This is a genomic window from Eubacteriales bacterium mix99, assembly GCA_038396605.1.
Lineage (GTDB): Bacteria > Bacillota > Clostridia > Caldicoprobacterales > DTU083 > UBA4874.
On the sequence record CP121690.1, the window covers coordinates 3044468 to 3063492 of the forward strand.

A 19025-nucleotide genomic window follows, 5' to 3' on the forward strand; every position below is an offset into this window, starting at 1 on the left:
TCCTCCATCCGGAAAGAAAAGAGAGAGCGCAAATGAAGACGTTGCTTGTTTTGGAAGACGGAACCTATTATGTGGGAAAATCATTCGGAGAACGGTCCGGGACATGCGGTGAAGTGGTATTCAACACCTGTATGACCGGCTATCAGGAGATCCTGACGGATCCTTCCTATCAAGGTCAAATCGTTGTTATGACATATCCGCTGATCGGCAATTACGGATTTAATTTTGAAGATAATGAATCCTTCCAACCTCATATTCAGGGTTTTGTGGTAAGGGAACTCTGCGATATGCCCAGCAACTGGCGAAATACTGGAAATCCCGATCAGTTCTTTCGCAAGAACCACATTGTTGGTCTGTGCGATATTGACACCCGGCATCTGACGCAGCATATCCGGGATTTCGGAAGCATGGCAGGAGTCATCAGCAGCGAAGAGGACGACAGTCCCGGAAACATCAGGATGCTTGCAGCAAAGGCCCGTGAGACAGTGGCCGGACAGAAGGATCTGGTCTCCCGGGTCAGTACCGGAACAGGGCGCCACTATGCAGGAAACGGATTAAGAATTGTTATTCTTGATTTGGGCGTCAAGGAAAATATTATACGATTTTTAGAAAATACGGGATGCGATATCAGTGTCGTACCCGCTGCTACGTCATGGAACAGTATCCTGTCCCTGAAGCCTGACGGAATATTGATTTCCAATGGCCCCGGCGACCCTATGGAAATTCCGTATGTTGTGGAAACCGTCCGTTCGCTGATCGGAAAAAAACCGATTCTGGGCATCTGCCTGGGGCATCAGGTATTGGGCCTGGCATTGGGAGGAAAGACCTATAAACTCAAATTCGGACATCACGGAGGAAATCAACCGGTTAAAAGCCTCAGGGAAAACCGGATCCACATCACCTCACAGAATCACAATTATGCCCTGCGGGAGGACTTTTCACAGGATGTGGAGATCACCCACATCAACCTCAATGATGGAACGGTGGAAGGGTTTTCCTGCAAAAAATATCCCGCCATCGGCATCCAGTTTCATCCGGAAGCTTCGCCGGGTCCATCGGATTCCAATAAAATATTTGATAAGTTCCTGCAGTTGGTTTCAGACGCCTGCTGCTGAGACGGATGTCTGATCCTGCCATCACCTCCGGATACCGTATCGATACCCGGTTTGAAACAATAAACATGGATACCCCGCGGCTGAATTGCCGCATTGGCCGTAAATCTGCAGTAGCAAAAAGGAGTAATGAATTCCATGCCGAAAAGACATGATATCAATAAAGTACTGGTCATTGGCTCCGGCCCTATCGTCATTGGACAGGCAGCCGAATTCGACTATTCCGGTACCCAGGCCTGCAAGGCTCTTCGGGAGGAAGACATCGAAGTGGTGCTGGTAAACAGCAATCCCGCCACCATCATGACCGACCCGGACATGGCCGATAAAGTTTACATCGAACCCATCACCCTGGAAATGATGATCCGGATCCTCCGCAGGGAACTCCCGGATGGCATTCTGCCGACACTGGGCGGGCAGACCGGTCTGAATATGGCCGTAAAGCTTTCGGAGAGCGGGATTCTGGAAGAGCTGGGCATTGAACTGCTGGGGACTTCCCTGGACTCCATCCGGAAAGCGGAAGACAGGGGACGGTTCAAAAAAGCCATGGAGGAAATCCATGAAGAAGTAGCACAAAGTATCATTGCCACCTCCTGGGAAGAGGCAGAAACTTTTGCCATCGGATCAGGATTTCCCGTCATCATCCGGCCAGCCTATACCCTGGGTGGCACCGGAGGCGGCATCGCCCATGATATGGAGGAATGCAGATCCATTGTGGCAAAAGGCCTGAAGAACAGCATGATTCATCAGGTCCTGCTGGAGCAGAGCGTTGCGGGCTGGAAGGAAATCGAGTATGAAGTGATCCGGGACAATGCGGACAACTGTATTGTTGTGTGCAATATGGAAAATTTTGATCCTGTGGGCATCCATACCGGGGACAGTATTGTAACGGCTCCCAGTCAGACCCTTTCCAACCGGGAATATCAGATGCTGCGTACCGCTTCCATCCGGATCATACGCGCCCTCAGGATCCGGGGCGGCTGCAACATCCAGTTTGCATTGAATCCCTTCAGCTACGAATATGTGGTTATCGAAGTAAATCCCAGGGTAAGCCGGTCCAGCGCACTGGCATCCAAAGCCACCGGTTACCCCATCGCGAGGGTAGCCAGTAAAATCGCCGTGGGGCTGAATCTGGACGAAATTAAAAATCCCGTGACCGGAAACACATGTGCCTGCTTTGAACCGGCACTGGATTATGTGGTAACCAAGGTGCCAAGATGGCCTTTTGATAAATTCATCACCGCCGACCGCACCCTGGGAACCCAAATGAAAGCCACCGGAGAAGTCATGGCCATCGGTCGGACTTTTGAGGAATCCCTGCTGAAGGCGATCGATTCCCTGGATATCCGGCTGAACTATCATCTGGGCATGAAGGAAATCGCCACCTGGAGCGGCGGGGACATCCGGAATTCCCTGAAAAATCCCGACGACGAAAGGATATTTGTAGTTTCCGAAGCATTGAACCGCGGATACAGCATCGATGAAATATATGACATGACAAAAATTGACCGGTTCTTCCTCAAAAAGCTGAAAAACATAAGCGGCATCGGCCGGAAAATCCGAGTCCTGTCCCAAAAGAATCTTACAAAAGAGATCCTGTATGACTGTAAAAAATATGGATTCGGAGATTCGTATATCGCCGAGCTGATCGGCACCCATGGAAATGAAATCCGAAATCTTCGGAAGAAATGGAATCTGAAGCCTTCCTACAAAATGGTGGATACCTGCGCAGGAGAGTTTGAAGCGGTCACCCCCTACTACTATTCCAGCTATGACCGGTACGATGATGTCCGTCCCTCAGACAATACAAAGGTCATTGTACTGGGATCCGGACCCATCCGCATCGGACAGGGAATCGAATTCGATTACTGCAGTGTCCATTGCGTCAAAACCTTGCAGAAGCTGGGACTGGAAGCCATCATCATCAACAGCAATCCGGAAACGGTCAGCACGGATTTTGACACTTCGGACGTTCTCTATTTCGAGCCCCTGACCCTGGAATGTGTGCTGGATATCATCGAAAAGGAAAAGCCCCTGGGTGTCGTTGTCCAGTTCGGCGGTCAGACTGCACTGAATCTGGCAGAACCTTTGCGGAAGAACGGTGTCAACATTCTGGGTACCTCGGTGGAGGACATCGACAAGGCGGAAGACCGGAATAAATTCCTGCAGGTCCTCCATTCCCTGGATATCCCCCTGCCAACCGGCAGTACGGCCTTTACTTTGGAGGAATCCCTGAAGATTGCCCACTCCATCGGTTATCCCGTCCTCGTCCGCCCTTCCTATGTGCTGGGCGGCAGGGCAATGCAAATTGTTTACAGTGACAGGGAACTGGAGGAATATATGGCTGCCGCTGTCCAGGCCGCGCAGAATCATACGATTCTTATCGACAAGTATATTGTCGGCAGAGAAGTGGAGGTGGATGCCGTCAGCGACGGAAAGGATGTGGTGATCCCTGGTATCATGGAACTCATCGAACGGGCCGGTGTCCACTCCGGAGACAGCTTTTCCGTTTATCCTCCATGGAACCTCTCCCCTGCCGTCCGCAGGCAGATCGTGGATACCTGCATCCGGATCGGAAAAGAGCTCCGCATCAAGGGACTGTTCAACATCCAATTTGTGATTGATCCGGAAGATCATCTCCTCGTGCTGGAGGCCAATCTCCGGGCAAGCCGGACCGTACCGGTCCTGAGCAAGATAACCGGTGTCCCCATGGTGGACCTGGCAACCCGAATCATGCTTGGAACCTCCCTTGCCGATCTGGGCTACCGGACAGGCCTGATCCCGGAATCCCCGTTGGTCACCGTAAAGGCTCCCGTCTTCTCCTTTTCCAGGATGACCACCGTGGATCCCTTTCTGGGACCGGAGATGAAGTCCACCGGTGAAGTAATGGGGACGGACACCTCCTGTATCCGGGCCCTGACCAAAGCAATGCTCGCTTCCAGCATGAAGATCCCCGATCGGGGAAATACCGGGAAAACAGCCGTAAACGGCAGCGTGTACGATAAAACAACCGAATTCATAATAGCAAGGAAAGGATGAAATCAATGGATCTGTATCCTTATAAACCGGAAAAGCCCTTTGGGCAGAAGCATCTGTTGGGGCTTCAGTCCTACAGTTCAGACGAGATATTTCAAATTCTCTCCCTGGCGCTCCAACTGAAAGAGCAGCGCAGGAACCGCATTGCCCATCCTCTGCTGAAGGGAAAGACACTGGCCATGATCTTTACCAAATCCTCCACCCGCACCAGAGTCTCCTTTGAGGTGGGAATGTATCAGCTGGGAGGTTCGGCTCTGTTCCTCAGTTCCGATGATATTCAGCTCGGCCGGGGAGAAACCATAGAAGATACCGCAAAGGTTCTTTCCCGATATGTGGACGGCATCATGATCCGGACCTATCGGCAACGTGATGTGGAAGATCTGGCTAAGTACGGCACCGTCCCCGTCATCAATGCACTGACCGATTTACTGCACCCCTGCCAGATTCTGGCGGACCTGATGACAATCTATGAAAAGAAATCCACCCTGCAGGGTCTGAAGCTCGCCTTTATCGGCGACGGGAACAATGTGGCCCATTCCCTGCTGATCGGCTGCTCCAAAGTGGGAATGGATATCTCCGTAGGCTGCCCCGCCGGTTATGAGCCAAAGTCGGAAATCGTGGAAACAACAAAGAAAAACGCGTTCATTGCCGGCTCTTCGGTGCAAATCACCCACAGTCCACAGGAAGCCATTGCAAATGCGAATGCAGTCTATACCGACGTTTGGTCCAGTATGGGAAAAGAGGCGGAAAGCAGCGAAAGGATTAAGTCGTTTTCCCCCTATCAGGTAAACTCTGCCCTCTTTGCCCTTGCCAAACACGATGCTGTCTTTTTGCATTGCCTGCCTGCCCACCGGGGGGAGGAGGTCACCACCGAAATCATTGATGGGCCTCATTCCATCGTATTTGACGAGGCGGAAAACCGCTTGCACACGCACAAAGCCATTATGGCTCTGCTGATGAAATAGAAGAGGACGCGACCCATGAACCTGGTGATCCGAAAAGCGAACCCGGAAGATATTCATAAAAATCTGCCAGGGATATTGACAATTCCTACTCTTTCCTATATTATGAAGCTAGCCTCACATGAAGTTGGCTTCATAATTGCAGGAGGGGATCCTGATCCTATGAAAACAAGAGTGAAAGAGATGCGAACTGCCAATGGATGGACACAGCAACAGCTTGCCGATCTGGTTCATGTTTCTGCCAGAACCATTATTTCCATCGAAAAAGAGCAATATAATCCTTCCCTGATGCTCTCTTACCGGATGGCCCGGGTGTTCAGAACAACCATTGAAGATTTGTGCTGCCTGAAAGAGAATAAAGAATTGGAGGACAGAAAGTATGAAGGACTCTAGTCATTTTTCATATATGGACAAAATCAGAAGGCGTATCCGCATATTGTGGCTGATCGTCATCTGCATGCTGGTGTATATGGTTGTGATCGGCGAGACAGGCGGAGGTGACTCGCGCATTATGACGCCGCTGGCCCAGTCTTTCAGCAGCATCGCCTTTTTCGGAGGATTGGCGTATGTGTTTTACAGAATACATGCAAGCAAAAAGCTTCTGAGCAACAAATACCTCCTGAAAGAGCAGATGAGGCAGGAACTGGATGAGAGAAATCAATTCCTTCATGACAAAAGCGGAGGAATTGTGGTGGATATCCTGATGCTTTTGCTTCTGTCCATTACACTTACTTCGTCTATGTACAATATGACGGCTTTTTATATGTCCTTTTCCATATTACTGATCACGGGATTGCTAAAAACGATTGTATACTTTGCTTATCAGCGCAACCGGCAATGAAGAAAAACACGAATGGAGAGAATAGATATGGAGATAAGAAAATTCTTATCTTTTATGGAAGAATCGGAACAGCTGAAATCTGTATTGCGAACGGCCTGGACCAGCACAGGACGCAGGGAAAGCACTGCGGAGCACTCATGGCGGCTTGCTCTTTTTGCCGCTGTTCTGTCAGATTCTTTCCCTGAGCTGGACTTATCCAAAGTTCTGATAATGAGTCTCATTCATGATATTGGCGAAATCTATGATGGCGATGTTTCCGCTGCGTCATGCCCGGACAAGAAAATAAAATACGAATCCGAATATCGGGCGGTGCAGTCTGTTTTTTCGATTCTGCCAGAACCACAGGCCCGCAGAATGGTGAATGTCTGGCTGGAATATAATGAAGGCACAACGCCGGAAGCCAAACTGGTAAAGGCATTGGATAAGGCAGAAACGATTATACAGCATAACCAGGGTGATAATCCGCCGGACTTCGATTATTTATTCAACCTGAGCTATGGCAGGGAATATTTTGAAGGCAATGAGCTGCTCCAGCAGCTTCGGTCTTTTCTTGATGAGAGAACAAAGCAAAAAATTCTGAATCATAATAACAGTTATCCGCAGTGAAAGGGGTTCGGAATTAGCTGGGACATAGAAATTTTCCAGGATGAAAAATAGAACTGGGCTCCAGATAAGATTTTTATCGAGCATGCAATAAATATATAACCTACTCAAACTTCGCAGTTTAAAAAGAGCGATGAACCTTGAAAATTCAATGAATCCTGGTAAATTTCCGATACCCTCTCATATACTATACGGTAATCTTTCACATTAACCTAAAAAAACGGTTGACTTTAACCAACTGGGCTCATATACTATATAGTAATCTCTTTGCACTGCATTACATTCCATGGGAATGCGAGTTCAACAGTACAAACTGAGCAGGCGATGCCGTATGGCATGGTGCCGGGCCGCCCAAAGAGCGGCAACAGATGAACGATCAACACATCTGTGGGACAGTGGTATGTTCTGCAGATGTGTTTTTTCATATTCTGACAGAACAGCCGACTTTTGAAAAATGGAGTGCCATAGGAGAAATCTTTTACGCCAAAAGGCCATTGGAGGATTCTTTTATGACAAACACATCAAACCCTGTCGAAACAGGCTTAACCTCAGACGAAGTCAGACGCCTTCAGGAGCAGTTCGGTAAAAACGAGCTGACGCCCCCAAAAAAGCACAACTTTTTCAAAAAGGCGCTGCACATTCTCTGTGAACCCATGTTTTTGCTGCTATTGGCGGCAGCCGCAATTTATTTTGTTCTTGGAGAACCCCATGATGGAAGAATCATGCTTATTTTTGTAACCGGTATGATCACCATAGATGTGGTTCAGGAATGGAAAACCGACAAAACCCTGAATGCCCTGAAAGATCTGTCCGAGCCCCGCATTGCCGTCATCCGTGATGGAAAGCAGCAAACCATAGCCAGTGCGGATCTGGTACCCGGCGACCTTATGATGATCCAGGAAGGAATAAAGGTTCCCGCCGACGGGGTGATCGTCAAATGTGCAGATCTTCGCATAGACGAGTCTTCCCTTACCGGAGAAGCCGAAAGCGTCTGGAAAACCGCGGAAGGAGATGCCGAACCTTCGGGGGATTACTGGCGAAAGGACCGCTGTTACGCGGGAACACTGGTAAACCAGGGGTCCGCTGCCGTTCGGGTGACGAACATTGGTACAGGCACAGAGTATGGGAAAATCGGTAAAAGCGTAGCGGGTGCTCCACAGGAAGATACTCCGCTCCAGAAGCAGATAAACCATCTGGTCAAAACCTGCGCCGGCATTGCAGGCGGGCTGTTTATCCTGATTGGCATATTTACCTGGCGCAATCTCCCGGATCATGGTTTCCCGGACCGGCTGACAGAGAGTGTCCTGTCGGGCATTACTCTGGCCATGGCCATGATTCCGGAGGAATTCCCGGTTATCCTGACCGTGTTTCTTTCCATGGGCGCATGGCGGCTGGCGAAAAAACATTCCCTGGTGCGCAGGCTTCCCAGTGTGGAAACGCTGGGTGCCGTATCCGTACTTTGCGTGGATAAAACCGGAACCATTACCAAAAATCAAATGTCCGTTGAGGATATCTGGGTTGCAGCCGGCGACAGGCAGGGCCTGGTGGAAACCATGGGCCTGGCCTGCGAGACCGAACCCTTTGATCCAATGGAAAAGGCAATGCTGTCCTATTGCGAAGACCAGGGTATTTCACGGAAACACCTCTTTGAGGAAAGCGGTTTTCTCACGGAATACTCCTTTACCAATGACCTGAAAATGATGGGCCATGTCTGGCGTCATGAGGGAGAAATCCGAATCGCTGCCAAAGGCAGTCCCGAACGGATTTTCACCATCTGTAACCTTACCGGCGAACAAAGGGCGGAGGCTGAGCGGCAAAACACGGAGCTCTCCGGTCGGGGACTGCGGGTGATTGCGGTTGCCATGGCAAAGCCAGCCAGCGAAGCGGAGATTCCGGACGCCATTACCGACTGCCGGCTCACTCTGCTGGGGCTGGTGGGCCTGGCCGATCCGCCGCGGGAAAATGTCCGGGCGGATATCGCAGTTTGTAACCAGGCTGGTATCCGCGTCGTTATGATTACAGGCGACAGCGGCGCCACGGCTTCCGCCATTGCCGGAAAAATAGGGCTGCCTCACAGCGGTGACATCTTAACGGGCGACAGGCTCAGCGCCATGAGCGATGAGGATCTTCAAAGAGCCGTTCAAACAGTTTCCATCTTCTCCCGTGTGCTGCCGGAACATAAAATGCGCATTGTCAGGGCATTCCAGGAGAACGGGGAGATCGTAGCCATGACCGGCGACGGAGTAAACGATGCACCAGCCCTGAAATATGCCGATATCGGCATTGCCATGGGAAAACGTGGCAGCGAGGTGGCCAGGGAGGCTGCCGACCTCATCCTGATGGATGACAACTTTACCACCATCGTGGAGAGCGTACGGGATGGACGCCGTATCTTTGATAATATCCGCAAGGCGGTGGGATATGTGTTTACGATCCATGTTCCGATTGCCTTTGCTTCTCTGCTGGCGCCGCTGCTGAAGATTCCGCCTGCAGCACTGCCTTTGCTACCGCTCCATATTGTACTGCTGGAGATACTGATCGATCCCACCTGCTCCATTGTACTGGAGCGCCAGCCGGCGGAAACGGACATCATGGAGCGACGCCCCCGCGACCCGAAGAAAAAGTTGCTGACTCCCGGCTTGTTCCTCAAAAGTTCCCTGCAGGGTCTGTTCATATTCGCCGCCTCATTCAGCGCATATTTTTCCCTGCTGAAAGGAGATGTTTCCCGTGCGCCCGTAGCCCGCTCCATGGGGCTTGCCATCCTTATGCTGGCAAATCTGTTCCTGGTACAGGTCAACAGCTCCGACAGCGATCCCGCGTTCCGATCCATGCGGCGGCTTGCCGGAGACCGGGTGATGCAGGTGGCAAATGCCGGCACTCTGTTGTTACTGGCCCTTATTCTTTACTCACCCCTTTCCGGCATCCTGAAGCTGTCTGCGCTGTCTGCCCCCCTGCTGCTGACTGCTGTGGGACTGGCTGCTGCTTCGGTTTTGTGGTATGATCTGATCAAATATATTAAAAAACGGAATACAAAATAGCGTTTTGAAAATGAGTATTAAAAGTCCGCCCGACCGAAAGGAATCCGGGCATCAAAGGTGCCTGGATTCCTTCAGACGGCGGATCGGTTTCCTTTCCGGAATGACACACTGAAGAAATCTCACATAATACTTTGAAATCGGCAGAAACAGCATGGCGCTCAGCACATTGAACATCGTGTGGGCATTTGCAATAAGGCGGCTGCTGTCCTGCCCCATCCAATGGGTCATAAACTGAACAAACCTGCAGAATTGAGACAAGAAAAGCCATGCCAGCAGAACGCCGGCAATATTGTAAATGGTATGGGCCCATGCGGCCCGCTTCCCCGCCGTGCTGGATTCCATACCGGCGATCTGGGCAACAATACAGCTCCCTATATTGTCCCCCAGGGTAAGCGCAACAGCGGAAGAAAGCGGCAGCAATCCGCCGTTGAACAGCAATATGGTCATTCCGACCGTTGCACTGCTGCTCTGCACCAGCATGGTGATCACCAGACCGGCAAGCAGACACAGAAAGACGTTGTCCGAGTGAGCCTGCAGCCATTGAACCAGAAAAGCATTGTTCTTCAGGATGTTTACGCTTTTATCCATCAGCTCCAATCCCGAAAACAACAAACCGATGCCTGCAAGTACATTGCCTGCTGTCCTGAACTTTCGCATCGGGCCAAAACTCAGAATACACCCGGCTATCAGGATATACCGGGAATATTGGGTAATCTGAAAGCTCATGAACTGGGCGGTAAACGTCGTCCCGATATTTGCGCCGTAAATAATGCCGACTGCACTTTCCAGCTTCATGATGCCGGAATCCACAAATCCTATCGTCAAAATCGTTACCGCTGTACTGCTCTGTACCAGACCGGTCAGCAGGATGCCGGTAAAAAAGGAAGTCCATTTGTTCCTTGAAAATGCACGCATGGCTTTATCCAGAAGCTTCGAGTTTGCCTGCTCGAGTGTGCTTCCCATGGTGTTCACGCCGGTCACAATCAATAGGGATCCGACGACAAAATGGATCAGTACCTGTAAAATATCCAGCATCCTGCCCTCCGGTCACGGTGTATTGTATCTGCACTGATACTATCTTATCGGATGCAGGACAGGAATATGTCTCTTTTTTATCAGCTTGTTATACAGCGCCGCCGACCGGTTCCTTTACCTTCCCTTTCAATACATATTCCGGCTTCTTCTCCGGCCTTGCAGCAAGTTCTGCCTTTTTTGCTTCATACCCCGGACGGCCCAGCAACGCATAGGTTGCATTTTTTCCTTCTTCCACTCCCGGCTGATCAAAGGCATTGATACCCAAAAGCTCCCCGGCAAACGCCGTCTCCACTTCAAGGAAATATAAAAGTTCGCCTACGGTAAAGGCATTCACTTCCGGCAGGATAATGGTCCAATTCAGCCTTTTTGCCTTCAGCAGGGCATATTCCGTCGCCGTCTGCTCAGCATGGATCAGCTCATTCATGGTATGCCCTCCAAGAAAGGACACAGCGGGAATCCCTTCAAATCCATTGGAAATCTTCACAGTAGTACGGTATCTTCCCACTCTCAGAAAGGTAACCACTTTGTCGAAGGGACCTTCCGTATAGAGCTGAACCTGGGAATGCTGATCGGTCACTCCCAAAGCCTTAACAGGAGTCTGCCCCGCATGAACCGTCTCTCCCCTGGAGTTGACACGCTTTCCCAGGCTTTCTGCCCAAAGCTGCGCATACCAGTCTGCAATATACCTCAGGGAATCCGCATACGGCATCATGACGGAGATATTCTTGCCGGACTTCATGGCAAGATACTGAAGGGTTGCCGCCATATAAGCAGGGTTTTCACAGGCACTTTCATCCTGGCAGATCTCATCCATGTAGGCTGCACCAGCCAGCATCTCCTCAATGTCAATGCCGCACACTGCCGCGGAAAGCAGGCCCACGGGAGACATCTCGGAAAACCGGCCGCCCACTCCCCTGGGAATATAAAAGGTTTTCAGCCCTTCTTCTTTTGCGATCCGGATGAGATTGCCGTTTTCCCGATCTGTCGTGGCAATCAGATGCTCCCGGTATCGATCACCAAGCTTTTGCTGAAGCATGTCCTTTATAATCAGGAACTGGGACATGGTCTCCGATGTACTGCCCGATTTGGTGATGACATTGAATGTGGTTTTCGTAAGATCGATCACATCAAGCAAAGCCTGCATTTTTTCCGGATCCACATTGTCCTCCACATAAAACCGGGGATATCCATCCCGCTTCTCCCGGGGCAATTCATTGTAATGGGCATGATTCAGTGCCCGCTGTACTGCAATGGGACCCAGGGCAGAACCACCGATCCCCAGAACCACAAAGGCATCAAACCGATCCCGGATCCGGGATGCGGTACGCTTGATATCCTCCACCGTTTCCTTCTGATTATAGGGAAGATCCCTCCAATCCATCCTGCCTTCTGCACGCTTTGTTTCCATGGCTTTGGCGGCAGACGCAAGGGAATCGGACATCGCTTCCATGCTGCTTCCGGAAATGCCCTGCTCCTCTCCTATCATCCCGGACATCATGTTATTGAAGTCCAGGGTAATTCCCATGCTTTCCTTCCACTGCTGATCCTCATATCTCTTCATCTATCGAATCATCCTTTCCAAACCGTTGTCATTCTCATCCTGCTGCTCTATTCTCAAAAATTCGATTTTATTCAACAAAAACTATTCTAACACAAATATTGCAATGGTTCTACCGAAAAACCTGCTTTTCAAAGGGAATATCAAAGATACATCTATACTTATCATACATAACATATCCGGTATTGGTGACTCGTCTCCCAAAATCCGTTACGGGCTTTGCAGCATGGTACGGATCCTCCAATGCTTATCCCGGTAATGCATCATCACCGCCCCCTGTTCATCGTTCCGATAAACCCGGGCTCCCCTCTGCTCCAGCCTGTCCAGTGTCTGGGGACTCGGATGGCCAAACAGATTGATTCCAACCTGTATCACGCCGGCTTTCGGGGAAATGGCGTCCAGAAACGACTCCGTACTGGAAGTCCGGCTGCCATGATGAGGCACCTTGAGAATATCCACATTTTCCTGCCGGATCCTTCCAGCCAGATAATACTCCACACGATCCTCCATATCCCCTGTAAAAAGGACCGATGTATCCTGGTATTCCAGAAGAATCACCAGGGAATAATTATTCTCATTGCCATGGGCCAGCGATTTCACCACACGATCCTCCGGATACAGAATATGGAGCTTTACTTCCCTGCCGATCCTCCAGGTCTGTCCCCGCTTCGCCGTCAGAACATCAATGCCCTTTCGCCGGACCGTTTCCTTCAGCTCCAGGTACGCCGGCTCTGCCTGGCCCGGCGGATATTCCATAAAGGCATCCACCGGCAGTTGTTCCAGCACCGGAAGCAACCCTCCGATATGATCATAATGACAATGGGACATAATGACAAGATCCAGGGAAGAAACGCCGTTTTTCAGCAGAAAGGGAAGGACCGTATCCTCCCCCACATTCCTGTCCTCCTTGCCGCCACCGTCCATCAGTATGGTTTTCCCGTCGGGAGTCCGAATCAGCGTACAGTCTCCCTGCCCCACATCCACAAACGTTACTTCCAGATCCTTTGGCTTCCGGACTTCAACGAGGAAGGGGCCGGCCACCAAGGTACCAATCAGTACGGTACACACCACATAAGGCCTTCGGATAAAAGCGGGCCTTTCCCTGGACAGGGTCAGCAACACCAGATAATAAACCAGAATCGCCGGTATGGACGGAGACACAGCCGGTATCGACGCAAAAGGCAGCTTTGCAGCAAGATCGGTCACCGCCAGAACCAGGCGGCAGAGAACCCGGAGCGGAACCGCCGCAATTTTTGCTGCTGCCGGAAAAATCATTCCCACAGGCAGAATCAAAAATCCTCCCATGGTAACTGCCCCCAGTGCGGGAACCAGAACCAAATTGGTCAGGACCGACCACGGCGTCAGGGTGTTGAAGCAATAAACCGTCAGGGGAAAGGTACCCAGCTGGGCCGATAAGGTGACTGCAATCAGGGAAGACACTTTGGACGGCAGAAAGCGCAGTCTTTCCTGAATTGGCCGATATAACAGGGCAATGGAACCGACTGCCAGAAAGGACAGCTGAAAACCGACTTCCAGAATGTCCATTGGCCGGATCAGCAGAATCAAGAACGCCGCCACTCCGGCACTGTTGATCGTATCCGATTTCCTGCCCATGGTTTTTCCGACGGAATAAATCACTGCCATCACAACCGCACGCATCACGGATGGAGCAGCTCCCACCAGCAGACAGTACAGCAGGAGAATCGTCGCCTCAAAAATCAGGGGCGTCCACCTTTGAAGGGGAAACCGGGAGAACAGAAAGTGCAGCAGCATCACGATATATCCGATATGCAATCCGGAAATGGAAAGAACGTGTGCCAGACCGGTCCGCTGAAATGCATCCACCGTTCCCGGCTCAATGGTCCAGCGCTGCCCCAGCAACAGAGCTTTCAGAAGGGCCCCTTCCTGTCCCCCAACAGTACGATCCAGCGAAATATCCGCCTGGCGGCGAAACCGGGCTAGCATGCCGCTTACAGAAAAGGATCTGACTTTTTTGAGAAAAACAACATTCCGGCCGGAAGCGTTCATCATGCTGTAAATGCCTCTTCTCGCCAGATAGCCTTTATAATCAAAGCCCCTGGGGTTCCTGGGCCCGGTGGGCTCTTTCAGGGTTGCCGTAACCCGCAGCACATCCCCCGCTTGAAAAGCTTCGGAAAAACTTCCTTTGCCTGGATCGGGAAAAGAACCTGACGAACCGGCTGAGGAAGAATCCGGAGAATCGACTGAGAAAGAGGGATCCTGAGAGACGGCAGGAACGTGGCCGGATGGGGAAGTCTGCGCCTGCGAAGCGGACTTCGAACGGGACAATCCGCCATCTGAAAATCCCGCATAGTGCCCAACCCGCACCTTTCCCCCTGCGATATGGATCGTCCTGCCTGTCTGCACCGCTTCAACATCCAGAACGTAAACGGCCCGATCCGATTCGATCTGCGGATCTCCGGTCACTGTACCCTGTATCGTGATTCTCTTTCCGACATAGGGAGCCAGTGGATTCCTTGTTCCGAAAAACAGTGCTCCACGAAGACAGCCAAAGATCAAAACCAGACTGAGCAGAAGCGGAAAGACAGCTTTTCTCCGGAACACCAGAGCCAGCAGAGCAGCCCCTGTCATCCCCAGCAAGCAATACAAGGCTTCCACCCGGAAATAAACCGAAAAAACAAGTCCGGCGATATAGGCGGCCAGCCCCCATAATATCGGCCTTTTAACCCAGATCTCCCTGCTTCCTCTCCTCATCCGTCTGCCCCCACACTGATCTTTTCCATTATTATATCAATGGCCTGAAAAAAATACCATGCCTATGCCTATATTCTGGTTTTTTGTCATCATTATGATGAAAATGGGCCATAATAATAAAAATAGATCGTTTTAACGGGAAAAATCATGGAACGGCCGGAGCCGCATGAAAAAAGGATGAAAGAAATATGGTAAAACTGCTGAAGCGACGATTGGAAAAGAAAGATAGGAAAAAAGATAAGAAATTTGGAATCAAGGGAGACACGGATCATCTGAAGCCGTTCCGACTCTCAGAAATTGTGGAGGATAATATTACGCGGTTGAAGAACTCCATGAACAACACCTTCGACATTAAATCACGGGAGTTCCAAATCGGAGGAACAAAGTATCAGGCTGCCATTCTCTACATTGCGGATCTGGTCAATGAGGAAATGATTATGAGCCATCTGCTCAAACCGCTGATTCTGCAGTCGACAGCGGTAATTGATTCGGATACGGAAGTGAATTTCCAATCCGTAAAGGATTCCATGCTCAGCATCGGCAGCGTTCAGGAAGCGGAAACCTTTGATGAAATTGTTTTGGCTGTTATGTCCGGGGACACCTTTCTGTGCATTCAGGGGTACGCAAAAGGGTTGATTGTAAACACCAGGGAATTAAACGGGAAACCGTTTGCCGTACCCACTGTGGAACCTTCGGTAAAAGGTCCGCAGGAAGCATTCGTGGAGACCCTGAAAATCAATCTTGGATTGATCCGGAAACGGATCCGGGATCCGAATCTGATGCTTGAAGAGTATAAAATCGGCAGGCGCTCCAAATCCGAGTCTGTCCTTGTCTATATCAAGGGAATCGCCGATCCGGATATCGTGGAGGATCTCCGGAAAAGGCTGAGCTCTGTTGATCTGGATATGGGACAGTCTGCTTTTCAGATCGGAACTCTGGTGACAGACCGGCCCGACTCCATCTTTCCTCAGGTTCAGATCACCGAACGGCCGGACAAGCTGGTCGTTTCATTGAGTGAAGGAAGAGTTGCGGTCCTGACGGACGGCTCTCCCAATGCCATACTGGTTCCGGTCACCCTGCCCATACTGATGCAAAGTCCGGACGATTATTGTGAAAGCTGGTTGGTATCCTCGCTTATCCGGATTTCCAGATATGTCGGGTTGTTTCTTTCTTCCCTTTTTCCCGCTATATACATTGCCATCACCGCCTATAACCCCGGGATGCTGCCCACAAGACTGGTGCTGTCCATTGCTTCCACCCGCACGGGGGTGCCCTTTTCCGCTTTCATTGAAGCATTGTTAATGGAAGCTGTCCTGGAGCTCCTTCAGGAAGCAAGCATACGGCTGCCCAAGGCAGTGGGCCAGACCGTTTCCATCGTAGGAGGACTGGTGATCGGTCAGTCCGCAGTTCAGGCAGGCATCGTCAGCCCCATCATGGTCATTGTGATTTCTGTTACTGCGGTCACCTCCTTTGCCATCCCGGATTACAGCCTCGGCCTGGCCTCCCGGATCCTCCGGGTGCCCTTTATGATACTTGCCACAACCCTGGGAAGTTTCGGGATCGCCATAGGGATGCTTCTGCTGCTGACGTATCTCTCTTCCCTGAAAAACTTCGGCATCCGATACCTGAGCCCCATTACCCCTTATCGCTTCCAGGATTGGAAAGACACGGTGATCCGTGCACCGTTCAAGGACCTGAAAAAGCGTCCTGAATTCCTGAATCCGGAAGATACCGAAAGGAGCCATTCCCGGAAAAAGGAGAAAGAGATTTCATGAAAGAAGAAAGGCTGATGCCCCCTCAGGTTATGACACTGACCGCATGCGGAATCCTGGGAATCGACATTCTGATCGTCCAGCGGGACATGGTTGACGTTGCCGGACAGGACGCCTGGATATCCCTGATACTGGGAGGTATGACAGCCATGATATTGGGCAGTGTCTGCTACTATCTGGCACATCTGTATCCGGAAATGGATTTGCCGCAGATCCTACTGCATATATTCGGGGACTTCTTCGGCAGGATTATCCTGCTTCCCTTTATTGTGTATGATGTGCTGTATCTTGGCATGTCCCTGAGAATTTTTGCGCAGGCACTGAAAATGTTCCTGCTGAGCGCAACACCGATGCTCCCGATTGTTGTTCTGATCCTTCTGGCGGCCGGATATGCAGTCTGCAAAGGTGTTTTCGCCATTGGAGGAATTATGGATATTATTTTCCCACTCTGTGCTGTTACCATATTGGGCATTCTCCTGATGCCGATGAATCAGATTCACCTCAGCAACTTAAAGCCCATTCTGTACAAAAACACAGGGAATGTGGTGAAGGGAATCCTGACAGGATATCAGCAGTTTACCGGATATGGCACCATAGCCTATTTCTATTGCTATACCCAAAAAACGAAGGGAACTTTTAAGTGGTACCTTGCTGGCCTGGGAATTCCAATCTTCCTGTACATTGCTTTAACACTTATTACCATCATGGTATTTGGGCCAACGGACATTGGTTATCTGACGTATCCTACCCTGACACTGGCGAAATCCATTGAAATCCCAGGCACTTTTCTGGAAAGAGCGGAGTCCTTTGCCGCCATATTGTGGATCAATATCGTCTTCGTATCGGTTGCTCTGCTCCTCTTCCGTACAAAAAGAAATTTTTTAGAATTGCTACATATGAAAACCAAACACCAAAATTACGTCATTTGGGGAATCGCCCTGTTGTTGATTGGGATTGCCCTCTTCATCCGAAGCGGAACAGAGGCCATATCGTTTTTTTCCAAAATAAAAAAATCAAGCCGTATTTTTGGACTGCTGATCTTTCCCTTCATCACGGCCATGGGTTATATAAAGAAGAGAAGGGAGACAAGAGCATGAGACATTCCCTGAAGCGTTCCTCCCTGTTGCTTTTTCTGATTGGGGCCCTGCTGCTTACGGGGTGCTGGGATCAAAAGGACATCGATACCAGAGGCTATGTACTGGGGTTGGCCATCGATTCCTATCCTCCCGATCCCCAATCATCGGAATCCACCGGCCCGAATCAGGCTTCTCCCCAGGAAGAGGAAAAGCTGGAGAAAATGCAGCTCCACACAGGGGAACCGGGTTATGCCATGACCATACAGCTGCCCATACTTGCAAATGCGGATATGCCGGAAGGGCCTGGCATTCAATCTGCTGAAGGTTCACAATCCTGGGAAATTACGCAAATTGGCAATTCCTTTTTCAGCATAAATCGTGAAATGGCATCCCGCACCGGCCTGTCCCTCTATTATGAACACCTTCAGGTCCTCATCCTTTCGGAAGAAGTGGCCAGAAAAGGGCTGATCAATATTCTGGATATGTTTATGAGGGAACCGGAAATGAGGCGGGGAATCAAGGTACTGATCTGCCCGGGAGAGGCCAAAAGCATTTTGGATGTTGTCCCCAGAATTGATAAGTATTCTTCCGTTTATTTGTCCGGTATCTTTGATAATTCCAGTAGAGATTCCCGAATGGTATACCATACCAATATGGGAGATGTGATATGCGCTTTGCATGACGGCCATGACTTTGTTCTGGCAAAAGTAATTTCCACAAAAGATGAAAACAAGGCAAGCGGCGGAGCGGTCTTCCATAACGGAAGAATGGCAGGATGGGCAACGGAGATGGAGGTGGAAGCCATCAACCTGATACGGAATACCTATGAAGGCGGCGTAATCACCGTTGATACACCGAAGGGAGAAGAAGGACGGGTCGCTATGGAAATAACCAATGAAAAAGCTGAAATCACTCCCATTGTAAACGGAGACCAGGTAAGCTTTCGTATTGACATCAAGGTGGAGGGGGATTACTCAGAAGACATTAATCTACACACCCACGAAAAGCTGAGCGAGCCCTTTCTCAAAAGCCTGGAAGCAGAATACGAAAAGGAAATTCAGGATCTCTGCACGGAAACAATTGAATCCATGCAGGAAAAATTCAAAGCAGACGTCTTCCAGTTTGACCGCATCCTACAGGCCGGGGAACCGGCTTACTGGGAACGGATGGGCTCGGACTGGAATTCCATCTACCCGGACGTGGGGGTTACGGTCCATGCGGATGTCCACATTATTCTGACTGGGATATGAGCGCCCTCATGC

General features: G+C 50.4%; 13 protein-coding genes and 1 riboswitch. Of the genes, 10 read left to right on the forward strand and 3 right to left on the reverse strand.

The window, feature by feature from the left end; genetic code table 11:
* Nucleotides 1-32: 32 nt before the first annotated feature.
* The 7 genes from carA to QBE55_13670 all read left to right on the forward strand — a co-directional run bounded on the left by carA (nt 33) and on the right by QBE55_13670 (nt 9589).
* The gene (gene carA, locus QBE55_13640) at nt 33-1115 is read left to right on the forward strand and encodes a glutamine-hydrolyzing carbamoyl-phosphate synthase small subunit (GenBank protein ID WZL78528.1); all 1083 of its coding nucleotides are present in this window, start codon (nt 33-35) and stop codon (nt 1113-1115) included.
* A gap of 135 nt (nt 1116-1250) precedes the next feature.
* Nucleotides 1251-4148 (forward strand): carbamoyl-phosphate synthase (glutamine-hydrolyzing) large subunit, encoded by a 2898-nt coding sequence (gene carB, locus QBE55_13645; protein WZL78529.1) that lies wholly within the window; start codon nt 1251-1253, stop codon nt 4146-4148.
* A gap of 5 nt (nt 4149-4153) precedes the next feature.
* Nucleotides 4154-5110 (forward strand): ornithine carbamoyltransferase, encoded by a 957-nt coding sequence (gene argF, locus QBE55_13650; protein WZL78530.1) that lies wholly within the window; start codon nt 4154-4156, stop codon nt 5108-5110.
* A gap of 159 nt (nt 5111-5269) precedes the next feature.
* The gene (locus QBE55_13655) at nt 5270-5500 is read left to right on the forward strand and encodes a helix-turn-helix transcriptional regulator (protein WZL78531.1); all 231 of its coding nucleotides are present in this window, start codon (nt 5270-5272) and stop codon (nt 5498-5500) included.
* Nucleotides 5487-5948 carry a hypothetical protein gene (locus tag QBE55_13660; GenBank protein WZL78532.1) on the forward strand — a complete coding sequence of 154 codons (462 nt, stop codon included), beginning with the start codon at nt 5487-5489 and terminating at the stop codon, nt 5946-5948. The genes QBE55_13655 and QBE55_13660 overlap by 14 nt, the downstream gene beginning before the upstream one ends.
* Nucleotides 5949-5975: 27 nt before the next feature.
* Nucleotides 5976-6554 (forward strand): HD domain-containing protein, encoded by a 579-nt coding sequence (locus QBE55_13665; protein ID WZL78533.1) that lies wholly within the window; start codon nt 5976-5978, stop codon nt 6552-6554.
* Between the two features lie 300 nt (nt 6555-6854).
* Nucleotides 6855-6949: riboswitch (NiCo riboswitch) on the forward strand.
* Nucleotides 6950-7060: 111 nt separating this feature from the next.
* Complete coding sequence (locus QBE55_13670) at nt 7061-9589, forward strand: cation-translocating P-type ATPase (protein ID WZL79954.1); 2529 nt, start codon at nt 7061-7063, stop codon at nt 9587-9589.
* 51 nt (nt 9590-9640) lie between these two features.
* On the opposite strand, the gene QBE55_13675 is transcribed toward QBE55_13670, so the two are convergent.
* From QBE55_13675 to QBE55_13685, 3 genes are all read right to left on the reverse strand, one after another.
* Nucleotides 9641-10624, reverse strand: a complete 984-nt coding sequence (locus QBE55_13675) for a Na/Pi symporter (protein ID WZL78534.1) — start codon at nt 10622-10624, stop codon at nt 9641-9643.
* A gap of 88 nt (nt 10625-10712) precedes the next feature.
* On the reverse strand, nt 10713-12185 hold the full coding sequence (locus QBE55_13680; GenBank protein WZL78535.1) for a glucose-6-phosphate isomerase: 1473 nt from the start codon (nt 12183-12185) through the stop codon (nt 10713-10715).
* Nucleotides 12186-12392: 207 nt separating this feature from the next.
* Nucleotides 12393-14915 carry a DNA internalization-related competence protein ComEC/Rec2 gene (locus QBE55_13685; protein ID WZL78536.1) on the reverse strand — a complete coding sequence of 841 codons (2523 nt, stop codon included), beginning with the start codon at nt 14913-14915 and terminating at the stop codon, nt 12393-12395.
* A gap of 188 nt (nt 14916-15103) precedes the next feature.
* On the opposite strand from QBE55_13685, the gene QBE55_13690 reads away from it, so the two are divergent.
* From QBE55_13690 to QBE55_13700, 3 genes are read left to right on the forward strand one after another with little or no spacing between them, the layout of a single operon-like run.
* Nucleotides 15104-16690 (forward strand): spore germination protein, encoded by a 1587-nt coding sequence (locus QBE55_13690; GenBank protein ID WZL78537.1) that lies wholly within the window; start codon nt 15104-15106, stop codon nt 16688-16690.
* Nucleotides 16687-17784, forward strand: a complete 1098-nt coding sequence (locus QBE55_13695; protein WZL78538.1) for an endospore germination permease — start codon at nt 16687-16689, stop codon at nt 17782-17784. Before QBE55_13690 ends, QBE55_13695 begins: the two co-directional genes overlap by 4 nt.
* Nucleotides 17781-19013, forward strand: a complete 1233-nt coding sequence (locus QBE55_13700; protein WZL78539.1) for a Ger(x)C family spore germination protein — start codon at nt 17781-17783, stop codon at nt 19011-19013. The genes QBE55_13695 and QBE55_13700 overlap by 4 nt, the downstream gene beginning before the upstream one ends.
* Nucleotides 19014-19025 lie beyond the last annotated feature (12 nt).